This is a genomic window from Sphaerisporangium dianthi, from assembly GCF_042654065.1.
Lineage (GTDB): Bacteria > Actinomycetota > Actinomycetes > Streptosporangiales > Streptosporangiaceae > Sphaerisporangium > Sphaerisporangium dianthi.
The window spans coordinates 1-22,303 of record NZ_JBHSFP010000064.1 but is presented as its reverse complement, the minus strand read 5'-3'; the positions used below and the strand labels follow the sequence as shown (position 1 = coordinate 22,303).

18 protein-coding genes are annotated in these 22,303 nt (G+C 74.3%); 9 read left to right on the top strand and 9 right to left on the bottom strand.

Features of this window, described 5'->3' with window-relative positions; all coding sequences use genetic code 11:
- Both ACFO60_RS39755 and ACFO60_RS39750 read left to right on the top strand, forming a co-directional pair.
- A partial coding sequence (locus ACFO60_RS39755; protein WP_380852360.1) for an SbcC/MukB-like Walker B domain-containing protein occupies positions 1-3,537 on the top strand: 3,537 nt, incomplete at its 5' end.
- Positions 3,538-3,630: 93 nt separating this feature from the next.
- Positions 3,631-3,912, top strand: a complete 282-nt coding sequence (locus ACFO60_RS39750; RefSeq protein ID WP_380852357.1) for a WhiB family transcriptional regulator — start codon at positions 3,631-3,633, stop codon at positions 3,910-3,912.
- A gap of 12 nt (positions 3,913-3,924) precedes the next feature.
- Here ACFO60_RS39750 and ACFO60_RS39745 read toward each other — a convergent pair whose 3' ends face one another.
- The 5 genes from ACFO60_RS39745 to ACFO60_RS39725 form a co-directional block, all read right to left on the bottom strand.
- The gene (locus ACFO60_RS39745; RefSeq protein ID WP_380852354.1) at positions 3,925-4,845 is read right to left on the bottom strand and encodes a carbohydrate ABC transporter permease; all 921 of its coding nucleotides are present in this window, start codon (positions 4,843-4,845) and stop codon (positions 3,925-3,927) included.
- A gap of 14 nt (positions 4,846-4,859) precedes the next feature.
- Complete coding sequence (locus tag ACFO60_RS39740) at positions 4,860-5,780, bottom strand: carbohydrate ABC transporter permease (protein WP_380852351.1); 921 nt, start codon at positions 5,778-5,780, stop codon at positions 4,860-4,862.
- A 191-nt stretch (positions 5,781-5,971) separates the two neighbouring features.
- Positions 5,972-7,399, bottom strand: coding sequence for an N-acetylglucosamine/diacetylchitobiose ABC transporter substrate-binding protein (gene ngcE / locus ACFO60_RS39735; protein ID WP_380852348.1), 1,428 nt, complete (start codon positions 7,397-7,399; stop codon positions 5,972-5,974).
- Between the two features lie 147 nt (positions 7,400-7,546).
- Positions 7,547-8,299 (bottom strand): sugar isomerase domain-containing protein, encoded by a 753-nt coding sequence (locus tag ACFO60_RS39730; RefSeq protein WP_380852345.1) that lies wholly within the window; start codon positions 8,297-8,299, stop codon positions 7,547-7,549.
- Positions 8,300-8,304: 5 nt separating this feature from the next.
- Positions 8,305-9,180: a MurR/RpiR family transcriptional regulator gene (locus ACFO60_RS39725; protein WP_380852343.1), complete on the bottom strand. Its 876-nt coding sequence runs from the start codon at positions 9,178-9,180 to the stop codon at positions 8,305-8,307.
- 228 nt (positions 9,181-9,408) lie between these two features.
- On the opposite strand from ACFO60_RS39725, the gene ACFO60_RS39720 reads away from it, so the two are divergent.
- Genes ACFO60_RS39720 through ACFO60_RS39700 form a run of 5 tightly spaced genes read left to right on the top strand, consistent with a single transcriptional unit; the run spans position 9,409 to position 15,734 of the window.
- Positions 9,409-9,777 carry a hypothetical protein gene (locus ACFO60_RS39720; RefSeq protein WP_380852341.1) on the top strand — a complete coding sequence of 123 codons (369 nt, stop codon included), beginning with the start codon at positions 9,409-9,411 and terminating at the stop codon, positions 9,775-9,777.
- Positions 9,770-11,242, top strand: coding sequence for a tetratricopeptide repeat protein (locus ACFO60_RS39715; protein WP_380852338.1), 1,473 nt, complete (start codon positions 9,770-9,772; stop codon positions 11,240-11,242). The genes ACFO60_RS39720 and ACFO60_RS39715 overlap by 8 nt, the downstream gene beginning before the upstream one ends.
- Before the next feature lie 3 nt (positions 11,243-11,245).
- Positions 11,246-14,410, top strand: a complete 3,165-nt coding sequence (locus ACFO60_RS39710; RefSeq protein ID WP_380852335.1) for a CHAT domain-containing protein — start codon at positions 11,246-11,248, stop codon at positions 14,408-14,410.
- A complete protein-coding gene (locus tag ACFO60_RS39705) occupies positions 14,404-14,817 on the top strand; it encodes a hypothetical protein (protein ID WP_380852332.1) in 414 nt (137 codons plus the stop codon). Before ACFO60_RS39710 ends, ACFO60_RS39705 begins: the two co-directional genes overlap by 7 nt.
- Positions 14,814-15,734 carry a hypothetical protein gene (locus tag ACFO60_RS39700; RefSeq protein WP_380852329.1) on the top strand — a complete coding sequence of 307 codons (921 nt, stop codon included), beginning with the start codon at positions 14,814-14,816 and terminating at the stop codon, positions 15,732-15,734. The genes ACFO60_RS39705 and ACFO60_RS39700 overlap by 4 nt, the downstream gene beginning before the upstream one ends.
- A 68-nt stretch (positions 15,735-15,802) precedes the next feature.
- Here the strand turns inward: ACFO60_RS39700 and ACFO60_RS39695 are convergent, their stop codons facing one another.
- Positions 15,803-16,159, bottom strand: coding sequence for an ArsR/SmtB family transcription factor (locus ACFO60_RS39695; RefSeq protein WP_380852326.1), 357 nt, complete (start codon positions 16,157-16,159; stop codon positions 15,803-15,805).
- A 137-nt stretch (positions 16,160-16,296) separates the two neighbouring features.
- Here ACFO60_RS39695 and ACFO60_RS39690 point away from each other — a divergent pair, with 137 nt between their 5' ends.
- Both ACFO60_RS39690 and ACFO60_RS39685 read left to right on the top strand, forming a co-directional pair.
- Positions 16,297-17,394, top strand: coding sequence for an NADH:flavin oxidoreductase/NADH oxidase (locus ACFO60_RS39690; RefSeq protein ID WP_380852323.1), 1,098 nt, complete (start codon positions 16,297-16,299; stop codon positions 17,392-17,394).
- A gap of 94 nt (positions 17,395-17,488) precedes the next feature.
- On the top strand, positions 17,489-18,016 hold the full coding sequence (locus ACFO60_RS39685) for a DUF2087 domain-containing protein (RefSeq protein ID WP_380852320.1): 528 nt from the start codon (positions 17,489-17,491) through the stop codon (positions 18,014-18,016).
- A gap of 127 nt (positions 18,017-18,143) precedes the next feature.
- Here ACFO60_RS39685 and ACFO60_RS39680 read toward each other — a convergent pair whose 3' ends face one another.
- The 3 genes from ACFO60_RS39680 to ACFO60_RS39670 all read right to left on the bottom strand — a co-directional run bounded on the left by ACFO60_RS39680 (position 18,144) and on the right by ACFO60_RS39670 (position 22,169).
- Positions 18,144-19,643: a purine-cytosine permease family protein gene (locus ACFO60_RS39680; RefSeq protein WP_380852317.1), complete on the bottom strand. Its 1,500-nt coding sequence runs from the start codon at positions 19,641-19,643 to the stop codon at positions 18,144-18,146.
- 133 nt (positions 19,644-19,776) lie between these two features.
- A complete protein-coding gene (locus ACFO60_RS39675; protein WP_380852315.1) occupies positions 19,777-20,688 on the bottom strand; it encodes a DUF72 domain-containing protein in 912 nt (303 codons plus the stop codon).
- Positions 20,689-20,858: 170 nt separating this feature from the next.
- On the bottom strand, positions 20,859-22,169 hold the full coding sequence (locus tag ACFO60_RS39670) for an NAD(P)/FAD-dependent oxidoreductase (RefSeq protein WP_380852312.1): 1,311 nt from the start codon (positions 22,167-22,169) through the stop codon (positions 20,859-20,861).
- Positions 22,170-22,303 lie beyond the last annotated feature (134 nt).

Below are 22,303 nucleotides of genomic sequence, written 5' to 3'. Positions count from 1 at the left end.
CTGCGCCGCGCCCGCGCCGCCCGCCCGGAGGCCGCGGCCGGCCGCGAGGCCGCGCAGGCCGATCTCGACCGCTACGAAGGCCGGCTCGCGGCGCTCGAACAGCACGAGGCCTACCAGGCCAGGGGAGAGCTGGACGGGTTGCGCCGGCAGATCGCCGGCGAGGGCGCCGGCATCGGCGAAGATCGGCGGCGCCTCACCCAGGCCCGCGAGCACGTGGCCAAGCTCGGCGCCGAGGCGGCGAAGGTCGCCGGGCGGCTCGCCGGCGCGCGGGCCGAGGCCGACCGTCACCTGAACGAACTGGTCGAGGCCGCGAGCAGGGCAGGGCTGGCGGGCGGCGCAGAGATCGCCGAAGCCGAGCCCGAGGAGGGCCTGGCCATGGCCAGGGCCCGCGCCGCCGCCCGGCGCGGCGACGTGGAGACCGTACGCGGCCATCTCGCCGCGGTGGAGGCCGCCGAGGCCCGGCGCGGGCGCGGCGAGCGGTCCGTCCAGCAGGCCGACCAGGCGGCCGCCGCCATCCGCGAACGGCTGGCGGGCGAGCAGGAAGGGCTCGACCAGGCCCGCCGGGAGGCCGCGGACGCCCTGGCGCGATGGGCCCGCCGCTGGGTCACCCCCACCCCTGCTCCCGAGCCCGCCGCGGAGGCCGCGGGGGCCGGGGGGCTCGAGGTGGCGACGGCGGCTGATCTCCTCGTGCTGGAGGAGGCGCTGCGGGACATCGGCGAGCCGGGCGCGCGCCGGCTCCCGGAGGTATTCGGCGAGCTGACCGAGGAGCGCCGTGCCCGGGTGATCGAGGCCAGGGCCCGCGTGGACGCCGAGCACGCCCGCCTCGCCGCCCTCCTGCGGGACGTGCGCGCCGAGCGGGACGCCGTCGCCGCCGAGCGCGACGACGCCCCCGACGTACCTGTCCGGGGCGACGTCCCCGCCGTCCAGGCCGAGCGGGGTGAGGTTCCCGCCGTCCAGGCCGAGCGGGGCGACGCCTCGGACGGCCCGGCGGAGGGGGAGGGGCGTCCCGGGGCGCCGCTGTGGCGGCTGGTGCGGTTCGCCGACGGCGTGGACGAGCGGTCCGCCGCCGGCATCGAGGGCGCGCTGGAGGGCGCCGGCCTGCTCACCGCCTGGGTCCACCCCGACCCCGCGCTGACCATTGCCGAGCTCGACGCGGGCCGGGCCGGCCACTACCTGCTCGCCCTGCCCGAGGAGCGGCGGCCCGCCGGGCGCACCCTCGCCGAAGTCCTGGTCGCCGAGGAGCAGGACATGGTCGCTGCGGAGGTCGTCGAGGCCGTCCTGCGCTCCGTCGCCGTCGTGGACGACCTCGGCGGCGGCTTTCCAGCGGTGAGCACCGACGCCCGCTACGGTCTCGGCCCGTGTGTCGGCGGACGGCCCAAGGCGGCGGCCGAGTACATCGGGGCGACCGCCCGCGCCGCGCGCCGCCGGGCCCGGCTCGCGGGCTACGACGGCCTCATCGCCGGCCAGGCCGCCGCCCTCGCCGGCCTGGCCGGCGAGTCGGGCCGCCTCGCCGGCGTCGTGGCCGATTTCGGCCGCGCGAGGAAGGAGCTGCCCGAGACCTCGCCGATCGTGGCGGCGGCGCGCGGCGTCGCCGACAAGGCCACCCGCCTCGCGGTGGCCCGCGCACGGCTGGAGGAGGCCGGCAGGGACCTCGACGGCATGGTCGCCGAGGCGGGCGCGGCGGGCCGCAGGCTCCGCCAGGCCGCCGCCGAGCTCTCGATGCCCCGCGACCCGCGCGAGGTGGACGCCGTCGCCCAGGCGCTGGACGACCTGACCCGCGCCGCCGAGGGGTTGCGCGCCGAACGCGACAAGGCCGCCGTCGCCCGGGGCGACCTCGCCGAGCGCGAGGAGACCGTCGAGCGGCTGGCCGGCGAGCACGCCGAGGCCGCCGCCGCCCTCGGCGCCAGGGAGGCCGCCCACGCGGTGCTGGCCGAGCGGCTGGAGACGCTCGAGCGCACCTTCGACGCCGACCTGCACGATGTGCTCGTCCGCGTCGCCGAGACCGAGAAGCTGATCGCCGGGGCCCGCGCCGCCCGTGACGAGCGCGACCGCGCCGCCACCAGGGAACGGGAGGCCGAGGTGCTGGCCGGGGCCGAGCTGGAGCACGCCCGCGAGTCCCTGACCGGAGCCTTCGCGGCCCTGGCCGAGCAGGTCGCCGAGTTCGTCCCCTACACCCGGGCCGACCTGCGCCCGCTCGCCGGCGTCGCCGACGCCACACCCTGGCCGCGCGAGAACGATCCCCGGGGACCCGAGCAGGCCGCCAAGACCGTCGCCGACCTGATGCTCGACGAGCTCGCTCCCGACCCGCTGGGATGCGTCCGCGCCACCCTGCCGCCGGACGCGCTGGCCGTCATCGACGCCTTCGACGCGGCGACCCGGGGAGGGCGCGCCGTGACCGACGCCACGCTGAAGAACACCCTCGACCGCGTCTCCAACGGGCTGCGCGACTTCCAGGCGGCGCTGGAACGGTGCCAGGAGGACTACCGGCTCGACTGGGAGCCGGGGGCGGTGCTGGCCGTCCACGTGATCGACGCCGACGGGCGGACGCCGGTGTCGGCCTTCGCCCGCGGCGTCGCCGAGCGCGCCGCCGAGCAGGGCCTGCTGCTGGAGGACCGCGAGCGCACCGTCCTTGAGGACGAGCTGCTCGCCGGGCTGGCCCAGCAGATCCACTCCCGCGTGGCCGCCGCCCGCGAGCTGGTGCGCGGCATGAACGCCGACACCCGGTCCAAGCCCATGTCCTCGGGCACCACGATCGGCATCCGCTGGGTCCAGTCCGACCGCATCGACGACGCGCAGCGCGCGGTCGCGGGACTCCTGGCGCGCGACGCCTCCGCGCTCGGCCCGCGCGGCCTGGCGGCGCTCCGCGGGCACCTGCGGCAGATGATCAGGGACCACCGGGGCCGCAACTCGCGGGCCACCTACAAGGAGGCGCTCGCCGCGGCCCTGGACTACCGCTCCTGGTACGCCTTCGAGCTGCTGATGGCCCGGCGCGGCGAGCCGGAGGTCCGGCTGACCCGTGCCAGGCACTCGCAGATGTCCGGCGGTGAGAAGTCGGCGTCGATCCACCTGCCGCTGTTCGCCGCCGCCAACGCGCTGTACTCCTCGGGCCGGGCGTCGTGCCCGCGGGTGATCGCGCTGGACGAGGCGTTCGCCGGCATCGACGACAACTACAAGCCCGAGCTGCTCGGCCTGACCGCGCGGTTCGGCCTCGATCTGTTCATGACCGGCCACGACCTGTGGTGCACCTACCCGACCGTCCCGATGATCGCCCACTATGACCTGATGCACGACAGCGAGCTGCGGACGGTGTCGACGATCCTCGCGCTGTGGGACGGGGCGCAGGTGTTCGACGCCGACGCGGGGTATGCCGGCAACGACGAGCTGGTGGAGGAACTGCTCGGCTTCACCCCGCGCCGGCACGTGCCTCCCGGCTCGGCTCAGGAGGCCTTGTACACAGGCGATGAGGACGAGGAGGAGTGGGCCTCGGCGGCTCCGGCCGAGATCACCGGACCTAAATCAACAAAACGGACTTCTTAAATTAATTCCACAAAGACGTGTCAACCCCATCAGAACGGGCACGCGAACCCTCGGCAGAGACCGGATAACGCCACTCACTCTCATGGGATCGCTATGGTCATCCAGGACACCCTCATACCGGCCGTTTCGTGGCTGCGTCGTGCCGCCTGCCGCGGTGAGGACCCCGAGCTGTTCTTCCCGATCTCGGCGAAGGGGCCCGGCCATGCCCAGCACGAACGGGCCAAGGCCGTGTGCCGCCGCTGCCCTGTGCAGAGCTCGTGCCTGGAGTACGCGTTGCGGACCGGCCAGGAGCACGGCATATGGGGCGGCGCCGACCCCGACGAGCGCCGGGCCAGCGCCGCGAGGAGCCGCGAGGAGTACGTGCGCACCGGCTGACCCGCCGCAGGGTCACTTGAGCGCGCCCGCGGTCAGGCCCGACTGGATCTGGCGCTGGAAGATCGTGTACACGATCAGCATGGGCAGGATCGCCATGCTGAGCGCGGCGAACAGCGCCGACCAGTCGGCGTCGTACCCGGCCGAGGTCGAGATGTCGGCGATGCCCTGGGTCAGCACCCACTTGTCCTTGGCCTGGCCGCTGAGCAGCACCAGGGGGATCTGGTACTGGTTCCACTGCCCGAGCACGTTGAAGATCGTGATGCTGACGATTCCCGGCCTGGCCATGGGCAGCATGATGCGGAAGAACACCCTGCCGTGCGAGGCCCCGTCCACGAACGCGGCCTCGGCGACCGCCTCGGGCAGCGTGCGGAAGAACGCCGACAGGAAGAAGACGGTGAACGGCAGCGAGTAGGCGATGTACACCAGCACCAGCCCGCCGCGGGTGTCCAGGCCGATGAACTGGCCGATCAGCGGCAGGGTGCCCATGTTCTGCACCACGAAGAACAGCGGGGTCAGCGCCAGGTAGACGGGGAAGGCCAGCCCGGAGACGAACAGCAGGTAGATCGCCCGGTTGCCGCGGAAACGGTAGCGCGCCAGCACGTACGCCGCCATGGACCCGAGCAGCATCGTGCCGAACGTGCCGAACCCGACCACGACGACGCTGTTGATCATGTACTGGCCGACGTGGGCGGTCTCCCAGGCGCGGGCCCAGTTGTCCCAGCGCAGCGAGGCGGGCAGCGACCACGCGCTGCCGAAGATCTCGTCCTCGCTCTTGACCGAGGCGAGGAACGTCCACAGGATCGGCACCGCCACCAGGACCGTCCACACGATCAGCGCCAGGTGGGACAGCCCCGACAGCGGCCCGAGGCGGGCCCTGCGGCGCTCGCGGGAAGCGCTCCGGCCGAGCGTCATCTTGTCTGCCTGCGAAACCATGTCGCCGGCCCCTTTCAGAACTCGATGCGCTCGCGCCGCGACAGGCGCATGGCCAGTACCGCGAAGGCGACCGTGAAGAAGAACAGCACCACGCCCAAGGCCGAGGCGTAGCCGAACCTGAAGTACTGGAACGCGTTCCGGTAGATCTCGGCCGCCATCACCGTCGTGGAATGGTCGGGACCGCCGTGCTCGGGCGTCATCACCCACACGATGGCGAAGACGTCCAGCGCCGCGATGCCCAGGTAGATCAGGCCCACCTGCACGGTGTCCCACAGCAACGGCAGGGTGATCTGGAAGAACAGCTGGACGCGCCCCGCGCCGTCGATGCGCGCCGCCTCGTACATCTCGCGGGGGATGGAGGCCATGCCCGCGGAGAACAGCACCACGTAGAAGCCGACGGCCTGCCAGACCAGGACGCCGAGGATCGACCAGAAGGCCACGCCCGGGTCGGACAGGAAGCCGACCGGCGGAAGGCCGAGCGCCATCAGGGGAGCGTTGAGCATGCCGCTCTTGTCCGGCCGGAACACCTGCTGGAACAGCACCGCGACGATCGCGACGGCCAGCACCTGCGGGAAGAAGAACACCACCCGGTAGAACCGGGAGCCGAACACCCCGCCGTGCCCGCCGCCGGACTCCCCGCCCACGTTGAGCAGGAAGGCGAAGAACAGGGCGATGGCGATGGTCAGCAGCGGCAGCAGGACCAGTAGCAGGGCGTTGTGGCCGACGGCCGTCCAGAACACCGAGTCGCCGAGCAGCCGGCGGAAGTTCTCCAGCCCGACGAACCGCGGGCTGGCGCTCACGCCCCGCCAGTTGGTCATCGCGATGTAGAACGCCTGCGCGTACGGCGCGATCACGTAGATCAGGTACAGCGCCACCGGGAGCGCCAGGAACCCCGCGATGAACCGCGTCCGGGCGAAGTCGTGCCTGCGGATCACGGCGAGCCGTCCGGGCGTTCCGTGGGGGCCGAGCGGGGCATGGGACCTTCTTTCTGCCGGTGACGGAGCAGGCGTTCGTTTCGGGGACGGCGCGCCGCGGCGCGAACTCGGGTGCCGGCGGCCGCGGCCGGTGTGCCCGCGCGCGGGGTGGCGGGAGGGGCCGCGGCGCGCGGACCCTCCCGCCCATGCTCTCAGCGGGTGAACTTCTTGACCGAGGAGTCGTTCTTGATCTCGTCGGCCTTCTTCTGGCACCGGTCGGCCCACTCGCCGGCCTTCAGCCGGCCCGCCATGAGCTGGCCGGTGGCGGCGGCCACCTCGTCGTGCAGCGGCTGGTACCACTGGCGGAACCGGAAGTAGGTGGTGTTGGTTCCGGCGTTCTGCAGCGCCGTCGCCGCGGCCGACAGGCCCGGCGTGAGCGTGCGGCCCTGCGAGGCGCCCTTCACCACGGTCAGGGTGCTGAGCAGCTCGCTGAACTTGCCCGCGCCCTCCTTGGAGAGCATGGCGCGCATGTACTCCATGCCGGCGCGGGGGTTGGCCGACCTGGCGGCGACGAAGTACTCCTCGCCCGGGCGGGAGTGCACGGTGCCGTAGGGCAGGGCGTCGGCGTCGGAGAAGGACGGGAGCGGGAACATCGAGTAGTGGAAGTCGGGCGGGGTGGAGTCCTTCTGCTCGTTCTCCAGCCACGACCCGCAGGGCAGCATGGCCACCTGACCCTTGTTGTGCGCCGTCTGGGTCTGGATGTGGTCCAGGCCCTGGGTGCCCTGCAGCAGGTACTTGGCGCCGAGGTCGGCGAAGGCGCCCGCCGCCTTGGCGACAGGTTCGGCCTTCCACGCCCCGTCCGCCAGGTTGTCGATGTTCTTCAGTACATCGGCTCCACCGATCTTGGCGGCGAGGGTGAGGATCGTCTCGTAGATGTAGAACGGGTGCTTTCCCGCGTAGGTGAACGGCGCGCACTTGCCGGACTTCTTGATCGTCTCGCAGAGCGCGGTGAACTCCTGCCAGGTCTTGGGCACCTGCCAGCCGTTGTCGTCGAACAGCTTCTTGGAGTACCAGATGCCCCACACCGTGTTGGCGTACTCGAGCACGCAGTATTTACCGTCGTAGGTGCCGAGCTCGATGGCGGCGGGCAGGATCGTGTCGCGGACCTTGACGTTCGGGTCGTCCCAGCTCGGGGCGTCGAGCAGTTCGCTCAGGTCCTGCAGCTGGCCGTCCTGGGCCAGGGCGCCGAAGTCCATCGCGTTGTCGCCGGAGTTGTTGACGAACTCGGGCGGGTTGCCGCCGGCGAACCTCGGCTGCAGCGTCTTGGCGATCTCCTTCGTGGCCGTGTGCTTGATCTGGACCTTGGCGTGCTTGGTCGTGAACAGCGGCTCGTGGATGTTCTTGGCGTAGGCGTCGCCGTACCCGCCGTCGAAGATCACCACCTCGAACGGCTCGCCATCGGGGACGCCGAGCGGGTTGGCGGCGGTCTTGGGCCCGGTGGCCTGGGACGCCGGGCCCGAGGGGGTGCCGTCGCCCGCCGGGGTCGCGCACGCCGAGAGCGCGCCGGCCGCCGGGAGCAGCAGGCCCGCGAGGGCGGCGCTGCGCAGCAGCTCGCGCCGGGTGACAGGGTTTTGCGCCATCAGTCCTCCTGGGGGGCTGGAGCCCCGCTCCGCCGCGGCCGGGCCGTCAAGGCGCGGGCCCCGCTGCGGCGGGACGGTTCTCTGGTCGAACCTGATCGGGTCGTGTGCGGATGGAAGGCCGCCGCCGGCCGCGCGGCCGGGGCGCGGTCAGCCGCCGCGGCGGATGCGCCCGGCATAGCGGCTCTCCAGCGCCCGGTTGTGCTCGTCGCCGCCGACGACGTTGGCCGACCGGTAGATCGGCGGAGCCTCGCCGGCCTCCAGCAGCAGCCTGACCACCTCGGCGACGACCATCTGCGCGAGCAGCGCCGAGGTGATCGTCGAGACCGCTCCGAACGTGCCGCCATCGGGGAGCGGGATGACGGCGTCTCCGTACGGGGCGCCGTTGTCGAGCACGACGTCGGCGAGGTCGAGCAGCTTGAGGCCGCTCGGGTGGCGGGACTTCATCTCGGTGCTGTGCCGCACCGAGGTCAGGGCGACGAGCCTGTGCCCGCGTTCCTTGACGATCGAGGCCAGCTCCACGACCGAGCCGTTCACCCCCGAGCTGGAGATCATGACGAAGGCGTCCTGCGGCCGGATCGGCGCCAGCTCGTAGATGCGCCGCGCGATCGAGGGGTCGCGTTCCAGCTCGGGGGAGCCGAGCAGGCTGGGCGGCTCCCCGCCGTGCAGCACCAGATCGCGCAGGGCCAGCCGGTTGGTGGGCACCAGGCCGCCGGCCCGGCCGGCGATCTCCATGGCGATCGCCTCGGAGTGGCCGGAGCCGAACGCCTGGATCACTCCGTCGCCGCGCAGGCAGGCGCAGAGCAGCGCCGCGGCGTCGCCCACGGCGCGCTCCTGGCTCGTGGCGACCTCGCGTACCAGCCTCTCGACCTTCTGGACGTAGGCGGCGGCACTGATGTCCAATCGTCTCAGCTCCTTTCCACACGGTGGCCTTCGACGGCCTTGATCGTCAGCTCGAACGCCTGGTCGGCGCGCTCGAAGGTGCGCTGGGCGACCGCGACGTACACCACGTCGAGAACGAGCAGCTGCGAGTGAACGGCGGCCAGGCCGCCGGGGCGGAACGTGGTCGCCCTGCTGGCGGTGGTCAGCACGAGGTCGGCGGCCTCGGCCAGCGGCGAGCGGGCGAAGGAGGTCACGGCCACGGTGGTCGCGCCGTGCGTCCCGGCCTCGGCGAGGGCCTCGAGCACCTCGCGGGTGCGCCCTCGGTGCGAGATGCCGATGGCGACGTCGCCCCGGCCGAGCAGCGCCGCGTCGGCGAGGGCGTCGTGCGGGTCGGTGAAGCTCCAGCAGGGCACCCGGATGCGGCGCAGCCGTCCTTCGAGCATGCCGGCGACGGCGCCGCTGGCCGACACGCCGAACAGCAGCACCCGGTCGGCGCCGAGCACGGCGTCGGCGACCTTGCCGACGACGGCCAGGTCGAGCTGGGCGGCGGTCTCCTGGATCAGCCGGGTGTCGGCGGCGGCCATGACCTCCACCACCGACTCCAGCGCGTCGGCCGGCCCGATCTCGCGGCCGGCGCCCGCTCCCCAGAGCGCCTGTGCGGCGCGGCCGGTCTCGGTCGCGATGGCCACCCGCAGCTCGGCGTACCCGGCGAAGCCGAACAGCCGGCAGAACCTGGTGACCGTCGCCGGCGAGCTGCCGCTGCGCCCGGCCAGCGCGGTGATCGTCGACCGTGCGGCCACGGCCGGGTCGTCCATGATCGCCTCACCTACACGCCGGAGGGCTTCGGGCAGTCCAGGCAGTTCCGTCTGGATCCGGCCCAGGGCACCTCCGGTCACAGGCATTCCTTTCACCGACGAGCGATCGGATGAAAATAATTGCCTACGACGGCAGAGCTTAGCAAGAACAGTTTCATCACATTTCGGGCTGTCCCCTTCAGGCCGGCGTGCCGGCCGAAGGCGCCGCATCCACGCCGAGCCGGTACCGAGCCGGTATCGCCCCGATATTGAGTGCCTGCCCGCCTTGGAGGACGGTGAGGACAGCCGTCGGACCCGGATGCCGGGGAGGGTGTCATGTGGGGTCGCCGATCACGCAAGAAAGGCGGCGGTCCGACGCGCGAGGACGCCCTCACCCTGCTGCGGTGGGAGCAGGGGGAGATCTTCCGGTACCTCGGCGAGATGGCGCCCCTCCAGCCGCTGTTCGCCGAGATCGCCGAACTGCTGAGCGCGTCGGGCCCGGCCGAGGTTCTCCAGGTCTGCCGCCGCTGCCCCGACCTGCTGACCGACCGGGGCGACGCGGCTCTGGAGTCGGTGCTGCTGTACGCCGAGATGATCAACGTGATGCTCTTCCTGCCGGTGATGAGGGACCGGCAGCAGTGGCTGCGTCACCTGCGCGAGGCCGAGGTGCGTCCCGACCGCCTGCGCCCGCCGTCCGATGAGTGACCCGCGCGTCGTCCTCCCGCGCGGCCTGATCGCCACCCGGCGCTGGCTGGACGCCCCCCGCTCCGGCGGGACGGGCGCCGGCGCGGTGACCGGGGCCGCCCGCGCCGGCGCGGCCCTCGCGCGGCAGGGCCGGCCGGAGCCGGCGATGACATGGCTGCGCGCCGCGGCCGAGGCCGGCGACCAGGAGGCGATGCGCGACCTCGGCGGCCTGCTGGTCAACACCGGCGAGCTGGAGGAGGGGGAGGCGTGGCTGCGCCGCGGGGCCGGCGCGGGCGACGCCGAGGCGATGCTCCACCTCGGCCGGCTGCTGCTCTTCCTCGGCCGCCGCGAGGAGTCCGGCGCCTGGCTGGAGCGCGCGGCCACGGCGGACCGGCGGCTCGTCGCATCCCTGGTCGCCGACCTGCGGAAGCGGGGCGCGACGGCCGACGCCGACCGGTGGGCCCGCCACGCCGCCGAGGCAGGGGACGCCGACATGGCCGTCGACCTCGCCGTGTCGACGCTCCTTCGAGGCGATCACGCCGAGGCCGGCCGGTGGTTCGCCCTGGCCGAGCGGCTCGGGCACACCGGCACGGGCCTCGCCCGCTGGGCGGTCGCTCAGCGGCTGGGGGACGCCGCGGGACAGCGGCGGTGGCTGGAGGAGGCCGCGGCCACGGGCGAGCCGGAGGCGGTGGTCGCGCTGGCCGCCACGCTGGCCAAGGCGGGCGACCCGGGCAGGGCCGAGACCCTGCTCGTCCCGGCCGCCGAGGGGGGCGACGCGCGCGCCCAGACGATGCTGGCCTGGCTGCTCACCCGCCGCGAAGACCACGGCGAGGCGGTCCGGTGGGCGTGCGCCGCCGCCGCCGGGGGAGAGGCCGGGGACGTCGTCGCGATCGGCGAGGCCCTGCTGGAGCAGGGCCGCCCCGAGGAGGCCGAGCAGGTGCTGCGCGCCTGCGCCGACGCCGGCCACGCCGAGGGGCGGCTGCGCCTGGGCCGGGCGCTGCTGGTGCGCGGCAAGGCGGCCGAGGCGGCCGAGTGTCTGCGCGAGCCGGCGGACCAGGGAATGCCGGGCGCCGGTCTGCTGCTCGGCATGGCCCTCATGGAAACCGGGGACGAGAACGGCGCGCGGCGGGCCTTCCACCGCGCGGCCGCGGGCGGAGACGGCAGGGCGGCGCACAAACTGGGCCTCATGGCCCACCAGGCGGGCGACCGCGGTGCCGCGGAGGAGTGGTACCTGCGTGGGGCGCGCTCGGGGGAGGCGAGCTCCATGTACAACCTCGCCATGCTGCTCGGCGAGCGCGACGAGGCGGCCGGTCACCGCTGGCTGGTCACCGCGGCCGCGCACGGCCACGCCCACGCGGCGCTGCGGGCCGGCGTCGCCGAGGCCATGAACGGGCGGACCGAGGAGGCCATGCGCTGGCTGCGCCACGCCGAGTCCCTCGGCGAGCCGCAGGCCGGGGCGGTCATCGCCATGCTGCGCGGGAGGTGACGGGTGGATCCCGCCCGGTACGACGAGGTGCTCCACGCAGAGATGGCCCGGGTGACCGCCGCCCAGCCGCTGCTCGGCGAAGAGCGCAGGATCGAGGCCGCGCGGGCGTACGCCGACCTGCTGCCGGACATCACCCGCGCGCACGAGGCCGAACGCCGCTACGACGACAGCGCCGACCCGAGCGGGCTGGAGGAGTCGATGTGGGCCTACCGGCGGGCCGCCGGCCGGCCTTCGTGGGCGGCGCTGGCCCCCGAGCGCCGCGGTGACCTCGCCGCCCGGCAGAGCAAGGTGGCCCGTGAGCGCTACGAGACCGGCGGTGACCCGGCGGACCTGGACCTGGCCGTCTCGCTGGCCCGTGAGGCGGTCGCCGCCGGCCGCGAGGCGGCCGGGCACGCCGGCACCGAGCGCGACGTCGAGCGGATCCTCCTGGCGATGGCGTCGGCCCTCGGGCTGCGGTCGCTGCCGCCCGAGACCGCCGCGGACATCGCGCGCGCCCGCAGGGGCGCCTCGCGGGTGCTCCCGGACGCCCTGACCTCCCTCGGGTCGCACCTCACCGCCGCGTTCGACCGCGAGCACGGCCGCGCCACGGGCGACCAGGCCGTCCAGGCGCTGCTGGAGGCCCGCGCGCTGACGAGCGGCGGGGATCTGGCCGCCCGCGTGCGCCGCAGGCTCGCCGAGACGCTGCTGATGCGCTTCAAGGTCTACGGGGACCCCGCGGACGCCGGCGACATGGTCGCGGCCGCCCGCGACGGCATGGTGCCCGAAGGGCACGCGGACCGGGCCGAGGCCCAGGATTGCCTCGGCACCGTCCTGCTCAACAGGTCCGAGCTCCCCGGCCACGAGGACGACCTCGACGAGGCCGTCGAGGCGCTGGAAGAGGCGGTGCGGCTTCGCCCGCGCGACCCCTGGTCGAAGACCAACCTCGGCGCGGCGCTGGGCCGGCGCTTCAAGCGCGCCGGGCGGCTCGGCGACGCCGAGCGGAGCGCCGAGCTGAACCAGGCCGCGCTCGCGCTCATCCCCGCCGGCGCGCCCGACCGGGCGCGCGTCGAGCAGAACCTCCAGGCGATCCGCGCCGAACTGGCGGCGGCGGGGGCTCCGGCGGGCGATGACCGGGTCCAGGCGGCCCGCCGGATGCTGGCCGCGACCCCCGCCGGGGCCCGGGCCCGCCCCGCGCGGATGGGTGGGCTGGCCGGGTTGCTCACCGCCGCCTTCGAGCAGGACCTCGACCTACGGGGTCTGGAGGAGGCGATCGCGCTGTGGCGCGAGGCCGTCGCCACGTGCGCCTCCGGGTCGCTCGACCGGCCCTCCCTGCTGCACGGCCTCGGCCGGTCCCTCATGCTCCGCTACTGCCTGCTGGGCGGGCGCGGCGACCTGGACGCGGCGGTGGACGGCCTGCGCCGGGCGGCGGGGGACGCCTCATCCGAGGAGCGGGCGAACCATCTGCTCGACCTGGCCCAGGCCCTGTCCCTGCGCGCGGCGCCCGCGGGCGGGGGCGAGGACGACATGGTGTCGGAGGCCTTCGCCGAGGCCGCCCGGACGGCCGAGGCCGGCGGACCCGGCACCGCCGTGCGCGTGTGCCGCACGTGGGGAGACTGGGCGGCCGAACGGGGACGCCTGCGCGAGGCCGCCGGGGCCATGGCCGCCGCCCTGCGCGCCGACGAGCGCCTGCACCGCGCCCAGGCGGCCCGCTCCCACCGCGAGATGGCCATCGGCGTCACCGGACCGCTCTACGTCGACGCCGCCGTCAGCCTGGCCCGCGCGGGGGACGCCGAGGCCGCGCTGCTCGCCCTGGAACGCGGCCGGGGGCGGATGCTCGCCGAGGCGCTGGACCGGGACCGGGCCCAGCTCGACGAGCTCGAGCGCGCCGGGCGGGGCGACCTGGCCGCGGCGTTCCGCCGGGCGGGCGCGCGGCTCGCCGCCCTCGAGCGCGGGGGCCGCGACACCACCGGAGGGGACGCGCGGGCCGGACGGGAGGCGGCCGAGGAGGAGCTCCAGCGGATCGCCGCGGAGGTGCGCCGCGTCCCCGGCCACGCCCTCTTCCTGGCCCCGGCCCAGATCGAGGAGGTCAGGACGGTGGCCCGCGACACGCCCCTGGCGTACGTCGCCGCCGGCGCGCACGGCGGCGTGGCGGTGACGGCGGACCGGGACGGCGCCGTCACCGCCCGCATGCTGGACGGCGTGGACACCGAAGCCCTGACACCGCTCCTCGTGGAGTACCTCTCCGCGCAGGAGGACAGGGACGCGGACCCGGACCGCTGGCGGCGCGCGCTGGCGCGGGCGACGGAGTGGCTCGGCGAGAAGGCATGGGGGCCCGTGCGCGCGGCGCTCCCCGACGCGCCGTCCGTCGGGGTCGTCCCCTGCGGGCTCCTGGCCTTCCTGCCCGTGCACGCCGCGCGGCTCGGCGACGGGCGCCACGCCATCGACGACTGCGTGGTCACCGTCGTGCCCAGCGCCCGCATCCTCGCCGCGTGCCGGGACCTCGCGGGCCGTCTGCAGGTGCGGTCCCTGCTCACCGTGGACGTCGCCGACCGGCCCGGCGAGGCGCCGCTCCCGCACGCCGGGCAGGAGGCCGCGGCCGTGCTCGGGCGCTTCGGCGCCGGGCGGCGGCTCACGGCGGGGGAGGCGACCGCCGGGGCCGTCCTTGACGCCCTGCCGGGGCACCAGGTGCTGCACTTCGCCTGCCACGGCCGCGACGACCTGCGCCGGCCGCTGGACAGCGCGCTGCTGCTGGCCGGCGCGGAGATGATCCGGGTGAGCGACCTGATGGACCGCCGTGATCTGGCCGCGCGGCTGGCCGTGCTCTCGGCCTGCCGCACCGCGGGCGCGGCCGTCGCCCGCCCCGACGAACTGGTCGGACTGCCCGGCGCGCTTCTGCAGGCGGGCGTGGCCGGCGTCATCGGCACGCTCTGGGCGATCACCGACATCAGCGGTATGCTCCTCGTCCGCCGCTTCTTCGACGAGTGGAAGCCGGGCGGAGACCCCGCGCGGGCGCTCCGGGCGGCGCAGTTGTGGATGCGCGACGCCGACAACGGGGCGAAGTTCTCCGCCTATCCCGACGTCGAGGCGCTCACCCCGCCCGTCGATCCCGGTCTGCGGGCGGTCTGGGAGCGCGGACGTCCGCACGCCGATCCGCAGCACTGGGCCGCCTTCTGCTATCTGGGATGGTGACGATGCACCCCGACCCCGGCACGGTCATGGAGATCGGCAGGTTCGTCCGGCCCCACCTGCCCTCTCTGCTGGCCGACCAGCCGGAGGAGGCGTGGTCCGCGCTCGACGGCGAGGTGGCCGACGCGCTGCGGCGTTCGGCGGCGCAGGACGTGTGGGCCGCGCTGGTGCGGCATCCGGCCACCGCCGAATGGGTGGTGGGCTTCCTGCGCGAGGGAGTCCCGCCCGAGACGACCCCCGCCACCCGCGGGCCGGGCACCTGGCCGGGGAAGGGCGCGGTCGTGGCGGCGCCCCGCTTCGACTGCCCGGAAGGCGACTGCTCGTGGTTTCGCCGGTCGCCGGCGCGGCCCGTGCCGATCTGCCGCACCCACGGACTGCGCCTGATTCCCTCCGCGGCGTCCTCGCCGTGATCGCCGGATTCTGGTCCGGCCTGAGCGGGCGCCTGGCCGATCGCACGGCGGCGGCCGTGTTCAGCCCGGCCTTCGCCTTCTGGGTGGCCGGTCTGCTGGCGTGGTACGTCTCGGATCCCGGGCGGCTCGCCGCCTCCGCGGCGGAGGCGGCGCGGCTGCCCGAGGTGACGCTGCTCGGTGCGGTCGTGCTGCTCCTGATGGTGGTGGCGGCCTCCGGCGTCCTGGCCGAGCAACTCGCCCCTGCGGCGCTGCGGCTGCTCCAGGGCCACTGGCCCCGGCCGCTCACCCCCTTGGCGGGGCGGCTCGCGCGCCGGCACCGCGAGCGCCAGGAGCGGCTGGAGGAGCGCTGGCAGGAGCTCTACGCCCGGGTCGCGGCGGAGGCGGCGAGCCCTGGCGACGAGGACGAGCTGCTCGACGTCGAGCAGCGCCTGGCGGCGATGCCCGCGCGCCCGGACCTGCTGCTGCCGACCCGCCTCGGCAACCTGCTGCGCGCGGCCGAGACCGGGGTGCACGACAAGTACGGCATGGACGCGGTGCGCTGCTGGCCGGCGCTGTGGCTGCTGCTTCCGGAGTTCACCCGCACCGAGGTGGCCGGCGCCCGCAAGACGCTCGACGCCGTCGCCGTGTGGTGGATCTGGTCGGCGCTGCTGGCGGTGTGGACCGCGCTCACCCCGTGGGCGCTGCCGGTCGCCGCCGTGGCCGCCGCACTGTCGTACGCGGCCCTGCTCGGCGCGGCGGCGCGGTACGGAGAACTCGTGGACGCCGCCTTCGCCCTGCACCGCGGGCTGCTGTACGAGGCCGTCGGCAGGCCGGTCCCCGGCTCCCCGGACGCGGAGGTGTCCTGCGGCAAGGCTCTTACCGCGGCCCTGTGGCGGGGCCCCGCCGGCGCGGGGCCGCCGCACGCGCCGCCGCCCTGAGCGCTCATCCGCCGCACGCGGGGGCCGGCCGTCGTGCGCCACCGCGCGGCACCGGGATCGGTGGCGGGTCAGTGCCCGGGGCCGAGGCGGCGGAGCTGGGCGGCGTCGGCGGCCAGGATGGTGTCCAGCAGGCGGGGGAACAGCTGGTCGAGGTCGTCGCGGCGGAGCCGGTTCATCTTGGCCGTTCCCCGGTAGATCTGGCAGATCACCCCCGACTCGCGCAGCACGCGGAAGTGGTGGGTGGAGGTGGACTTGGTGACCGCCAGGTCGATGGCCGAGCACGGCGTCTCGCAGGCGTCGCCCAGTGTGGCCAGGTGGCGCACGACCTGAAGGCGCATGGGGTCGGAGAGGGCGTGCAGCACGGCCTCCAGCCGGATCTCCTCAAGCCGGGGGTGCTCCAGGGGTCTGGCGGATGTCGGCGTCACGGCGTTCCCTTCCTTGTCTGCGCCCTCATTGTACGACGCCATTCGTAGTTTGACAGTTGCCGTAGTACGTCAGGTATCGTACCAATCGTCCGCCCGGCGCACGGGCCCACGACGCCCCCACAGCAAGGAGCGAAGCCGTGAGCGCATTGTTCGAGCCCCTGACCCTCCGAGGCCTCACCATCCCCAACCGGGTCTGGATGGCGCCGATGTGCCAGTACAGTGCGGCCTGCGACGGACCCGGCCAAGGGGTGCCGACCGACTGGCACTTCGCCCACCTGGCCGCGCGGGCCGTCGGCGGAGCCGGGCTGATCCTCACCGAGGCCACCGCCGTGACGCCCGAGGGCCGCATCAGCCCCTACGACCTCGGCCTGTGGAACGACCGCCAGCAGCACGAGTTCGCCAGGATCACGACCTTCCTCCGCGAGCACGGCACGGTGCCCGGCATCCAGCTCGCCCACGCCGGCCGCAAGGCGTCCACCGGCCGGACCTGGCGGGGCGGAGGGCCGGTCGGGCCCGAGGAGGCGGGATGGCAGCCGGTCGCGCCCAGCCCGATCCCGTTCGCCGAGGGGCATCTCACGCCCACCGAGCTCAGCGTCGCCCAGATCCAGGAGATCGTGGCCGCCTTCGCCGCGTCCGCGCGCCGGGCGCTCGCCGCCGGGTTCGAGGTGGCCGAGGTGCACGGCGCGCACGGCTACCTGATCAACCAGTTCCTCTCGCCGCACACCAACCACCGCACCGACGCCTACGGCGGCTCCTACGGCAACCGCGTCCGTTTCGCCCTGGAGGTCGTGGACGCCGTGCGCGAGGTCTGGCCCGGCCACCTGCCCGTCCTGTTCCGCGTCTCGGCGACCGACTGGCTCACCGAGGACCCGGAGGACCCGCGCGAGGGCTGGACGGGCGACGACACCGTGCGCCTGGCCAAGGAGCTGCTCGCCCACGGCGTCGACCTGCTGGACACCTCCACCGGCGGCAACGCCTCGCGCGCGCGCATCCCGGCCGGCCCCGGCTACCAGGTGCCGTTCGCCGCCCGGGTGAAGGCCGAGACCGACCTGCCCGCCGCCGCGGTCGGCATGATCACCGAGCCCCGGAAGGCGGAGGAGATCGTCGCCTCGGGGCAGGCGGACGCCGTCCTGCTCGGCCGCGAGCTGCTGCGCACCCCGTACTGGCCGAACCTCGCCGCCAAGGAGCTCGGCGCCGAGCCGCGCTGGCCCGACCCCTACCATCGCGCCGTCTGACCGCTCGACCCCGCGGCCAGTGCGAGGATCGACCCTGCGGCCGTGCCCGGGCGCGAGGACCCGGAGGCCGTGTGACGTCGATCGGCTGGAGATCATGAGCGAGGAAGACATCGAGGAAGAGGTCAGGCGCGTCCTCGGCCTGCTGTACCAGAACGACACCCTGCGGGTGCTCTCCGCCCTGGTCCTGCACGGGACGGCGGAGGGCTGCGGGCTCGACCCGGACGTCGTGCGCAGGGCGCTCGAACGGCTCGAGCGCGGCGGCCTGGCCGTGCGCGAGGGCGGCGGCTGGCGGGCGCGGCGCGAGCGGTTCCGCGAACTGCTGCACGCCACCGCCAGGCCGCCCGCGGCCCCCGTCTCCGCCGAGGAGCGGGTCGTGCGCACCTTCCTGGTCGAAGGACGCCTCAGGGCGATCCCGTCGCGGCGCGAGAAGCGCCTCGCGGTGCTGAACTACATCGTGCGGGCGTTCGAACCCGGTGTCCGCTACGCCGAGAAGGACGTCAACGTGGTGCTGCGCGCCTTCCACGACGACTACGCCGCCCTGCGGCGGTACCTGGTGGACGAGGGCCTGCTCGGCAGGGAGCACAACGTGTACTGGCGCACCGGCGGCTTCGTGGAGATCTGAGCGCGGCGGCCTCCGCGGAGGCCGCCGCTTCTCGTGCAGACCTCCGTGTCCTGTGGGGCCTCCGTGAGGCCGCCGCTTCAGGCGGAGGCCGGCGCGGGCCGGCCGTCCTCGTCCGTCGTGCAGGGGCTCACGGGCGGGCGCCGGCGGGCGGGGCGTCCGTGCCGGCGGACGGCAGCCGCTCCTGGTCGCGGACGCGGGAGCGGCGGGCGGCCAGCGTCACCACGAAGCCGAGCGCCAGCGCCACCAGCACGCCCAGGTTGGCGAAGGCCCACGAGCCGGACGTGCCGCCGAGCCCGAGCGGGCCGAGGAGGTAGCCCTGCCAGCCGAGCCAGGCCGCCGAGGTGTTGGTGACCAGGCCCCACCCGATGGCCGTGCTCGCGACGATCACCGTGACCGGCGCCCACGGCACGTCCCCGTAACGGCCCGACGGGCGGTACAGGTCGGCCTCGTCGTAGTCGCGGCGGCGCAGCGCCACGTCGGCCAGCATGACGCCGCACCACGCCGCGATCGGCACGCCCAGCGTCGTCAGGAAGCCGATGAACTGGCCGAGGAACGTGCCGCCGAAGAAGACGATGTACACGGTCCCCGCGACCATGAGCACGCCGTCGATCAGCGCGGCGACGTACCGGGGCGCGCGCAGGCCGGTGGCCAGCAGCGCCAGCCCCGACGAGTAGATGTCCAGCACCGCGCCGCCGACCAGGCCGAGGACGGCCACCGCGGCGAAGGGGATGAGGAACCACGTGGGCAGGACGGTCGTCAGCGCCCCGATCGGGTCGGCGGCGATCGCGTCGTTGAGCCCCTTGGACGACCCGGCCAGCAGAAGGCCGAACACCAGCAGCACCACCGGCGCGAGCGACGCCCCGAACGTCGTCCAGCCGACCACTCCCGCGCCGGATGACCGGCGGGGCAGGTAGCGGGAGTAGTCGGCCGCCGCGTTGACCCACCCGAGGCCGAACCCGGTCATCATGAAGACCAGCGCGCCGATGAACGACTGCGCGGGACCGGCGGGGATGGCGGCGACCGCGTCCCAGTGGATGTGCTCGACGACCAGCACGACGTACACGACCGTCAGCGCGCCGGTCACCAGCGTGATGACCGTCTGCATGCGCATGATCAGGTCGAATCCCACGACGCCGCCGGCGACGATCAGCAGTGTCACGACGATCAGCGCGGCGACCTTGGTGGGGGTGCCGCCTCCCCAGCCGAGCCGGTCGAAGACGGTCGCGGTGGCCAGGGTGGCAAGGGCGGTGAGCACCGTCTCCCAGCCGACCGTCAGCATCCACGAGATCGCCGACGGCAGCCGGTTGCCCCGCACCCCGAACGCGGCACGGCTCAGCACCATCGTGGGCGCCGACCCCCGCTTGCCCGCCAGCGCAACGAAGCCGCACAGCAGGAACGAGAACACGATGCCGATGAGCCCCGCCGCGATCGCCTGCCAGAAGGAGACGCCGAATCCGAGGGCGAAGGAGCCGTAGCTGAGCCCGAGGATCGACACGTTGGCCCCGAACCACGGCCAGAACAGCTGCCAGGGACGCCCCTTGCGCTCGGCGTCCCCGATGACGTCGAGACCGTGCGTCTCGACCTTGAGCCCGCCGCCGCCCGTCGCCCGATCGTTCGGCCCGTCCATGTATTCCCCCTGCGTACCGGCCACTGATCCCCACTTGCCTGGGTTGCCGGGGAATGTACGTCCCGGCTCCTGCGCCGTCAAGGCCGGCCACGCCGCCGCGCGGGATCATCCGCCCACCACGCCGCGGGCAGGGTCAGCGGGGCTGGGGAGGGGCGGCGCCGAGCAGGGAGGCCAGGCAGGCGGCGTTGCGCTGGGCGTTGTCGGCGCAGCAGTTGTTCATCAGGACATGGACGGCGCGGGCGCGGGAGGCCAGGCCGTCGATCTCCACGGCCCACTTCCGCAGCTCCTCCTCGGAGTACAGGTAGCCGAACCGCTCCTCGATGATCTTGCTGGTCCACTTGCCGGAGTGGCCGTGGAAGCGGACGACGGCCAGGTCGGAGGTCGCGACCATCACCGGCGGGACGGAGGAGGGATGCCCCTGCGGCATGTCCACCGCCACGTACGGGATGCCGTGCCCGGCAAGGAAGCCGAGGGTCTGCTCGCGGCGCTCCTGCGACATCCAGCCGGCGTTGCGGAACTCCACGCTGGCGCGCATGGGCCGGCAGCGCTCCACGCAGTGCAGCACGTACCGCATACTGCGCTCGCCCGGCGCCAGCCACGGCGGGAACTGCAGCAGGATGGCGCCGAGCTTGCCGGACTCGTGCAGGGGCGCCAGCGCGCCGAGGAAGCGCGCCCAGACCTCCTCGGCGATGCCGGGCCCGACGTCGCGCAGGTAGACCGTCTCCTTCGTGGTCCCGAGCCGCTCGCGCAGGTCCTTGTACAGCGACCTGGTCCGGGTGGGGTGCCCGGTCAGCAGGGAGAACGCCTTGACGTCGAAGGTGAAGCCGCTCGGCGTACGGTCGCGCCACGCCTCGGCGGTGCGCAGGGAAGGCGGGTTGTAGTAGGTGGCGTCCACCTCGACGAGCGGGAACCGCGAGGCGTAGTAGGCGAGCCGCGCGGCCGGGGTGGTGGCGTCCTTGGGGTACCAGCCGGAGTCGAGCAGGCTCCGGTCGGTCCACGACGCGGTGCCCACCAGGACGCCGGATCGTAGATCATCATCGGCCATCCCGCCCCTCTACCACCACCTCCCCCGCCAAACACGGCGCAGGTGAGGGCCGCCGCCCGCGGGCGCGCCGGTCCGCGAGGAGCGCCGCCCGTGGGTGGCCGCGACGGCCCGCACGAGCGGTCGCCGCGGTCGCCGGTGGAGACCGCGCCGGTCCGCGAGGGCCGTGGCGGTCAGCCGTCCTGGCGGTGCGGGCGTTCGGGGGTTGCGCAGTCGAGCGGGACGGCCGAGCCGCGCACGAGGTCGAGCTGGACGGTCTGCCGGGGCAGCACCGCGTCCAGCAGCCAGTTGCCCGCGATGCGGGTGCGCCCGCCCGGGACGGAAAGCAGGTGGTACCCCCGGGTCACCGCCTTGGCGGCGACGCCGGACAGCGGCACGCCGAGCGGGTTCGCGGCCGCCTTGGCGCCGCCGAGGTCCACCAGGAAGCCCAGGTCGCCGTGCCGGTACGGGCGGCGCTCGCGGCGGCCGTAGGAGGCGGCGATGTTGTCGGCGGCGCGCCTGCCCTGGCGGGTGGCGTGCTGCGCGGTCATGGCCGTGTACTCGCCGGGACGGGTGAGGTCCGGCACCGCCGCCGCGTCGCCGCAGGCGAAGATGTCCGGATGGCCCGGCACCGACAGGTACTCGTCCACGACGAGCCTGCCTCGCTCGGTCGGCATGCCGAGCGACTCGATCAGCGGGTCGGGACGGACGCCGACGCACCAGACGAGCGAGCGCGTGGGCACGAAGTCCCCGTCGGACAGCGTCACCCCCTCGTGCGTGGCCTCCGAGACGGTGACGCCGGTGCGGATGTCGATGCCCCGGCGGCCGAGGGTGTGGTGCGCCGTGCGCGACAGGCGCTCGTCCAGCTCGGGCAGCAGGCGGGGAGCCTTGTCGACCAGCAGCCAGCGGAGGGGCTGGTCGCGCAGCCCGGAGCGCCGGCGCTTGGCGTCCAGCGTGAGCAGCTGTCCCTGCGCCGCCACCTCGGTGCCGGTGTAGCCGGCGCCCACCACGACGAACGTGCAGCGCGCCTCCCGCTCCTTGGGGTCGTCGCTCGCGTCGGCCAGCTCGATCTGGCGGATCAGGTGGTCGCGGAGGTAGAGCGCCTCGGCGATGCTGCGGAAGCCGTGGGCGTGCTCGGCGACTCCCGGGACGGGGAGCAGCTTGTTGACGCTGCCGACCGTGATGAGCAGCCGGTCGTAGCGGAGGTCTCTGCGGTTGCCCTCGGCGTCGGTGCACTCGACCCGGCGTTCGGCGGCGTCCACCCGGTCGACGGCCGCGAGCAGGTGGCGCACGCCGGGGAAGTCGCCCGACAGCGGGATGGCCACCTTGCGGGGGTCGAGGATGCCGGCCGCCACCTCGGGAAGCAGAGGGAGGTACAGGAAGTAGTCGGTCGGGTTGACCAGGACGATCTCGATCGCGCCTTTGGCGAGGCGGGCGAGGCGGCGTGCCGCGGTGAATCCCGCGAACCCGGCGCCGGCGATGACGACGCGCTGCCGGTCGGCCATGGTCGTCTCCTAATCAGTGTTAGCGAGTCGCCTTGCGGCAGACTCGGTGTTGGTAGCCGTCCGGTGGGTGAGCACTTGCGTGTCCTGGACTTCGAGTCCTGCCGAAAGACAGTGCCCCCGCTGGTTGGCCGGGA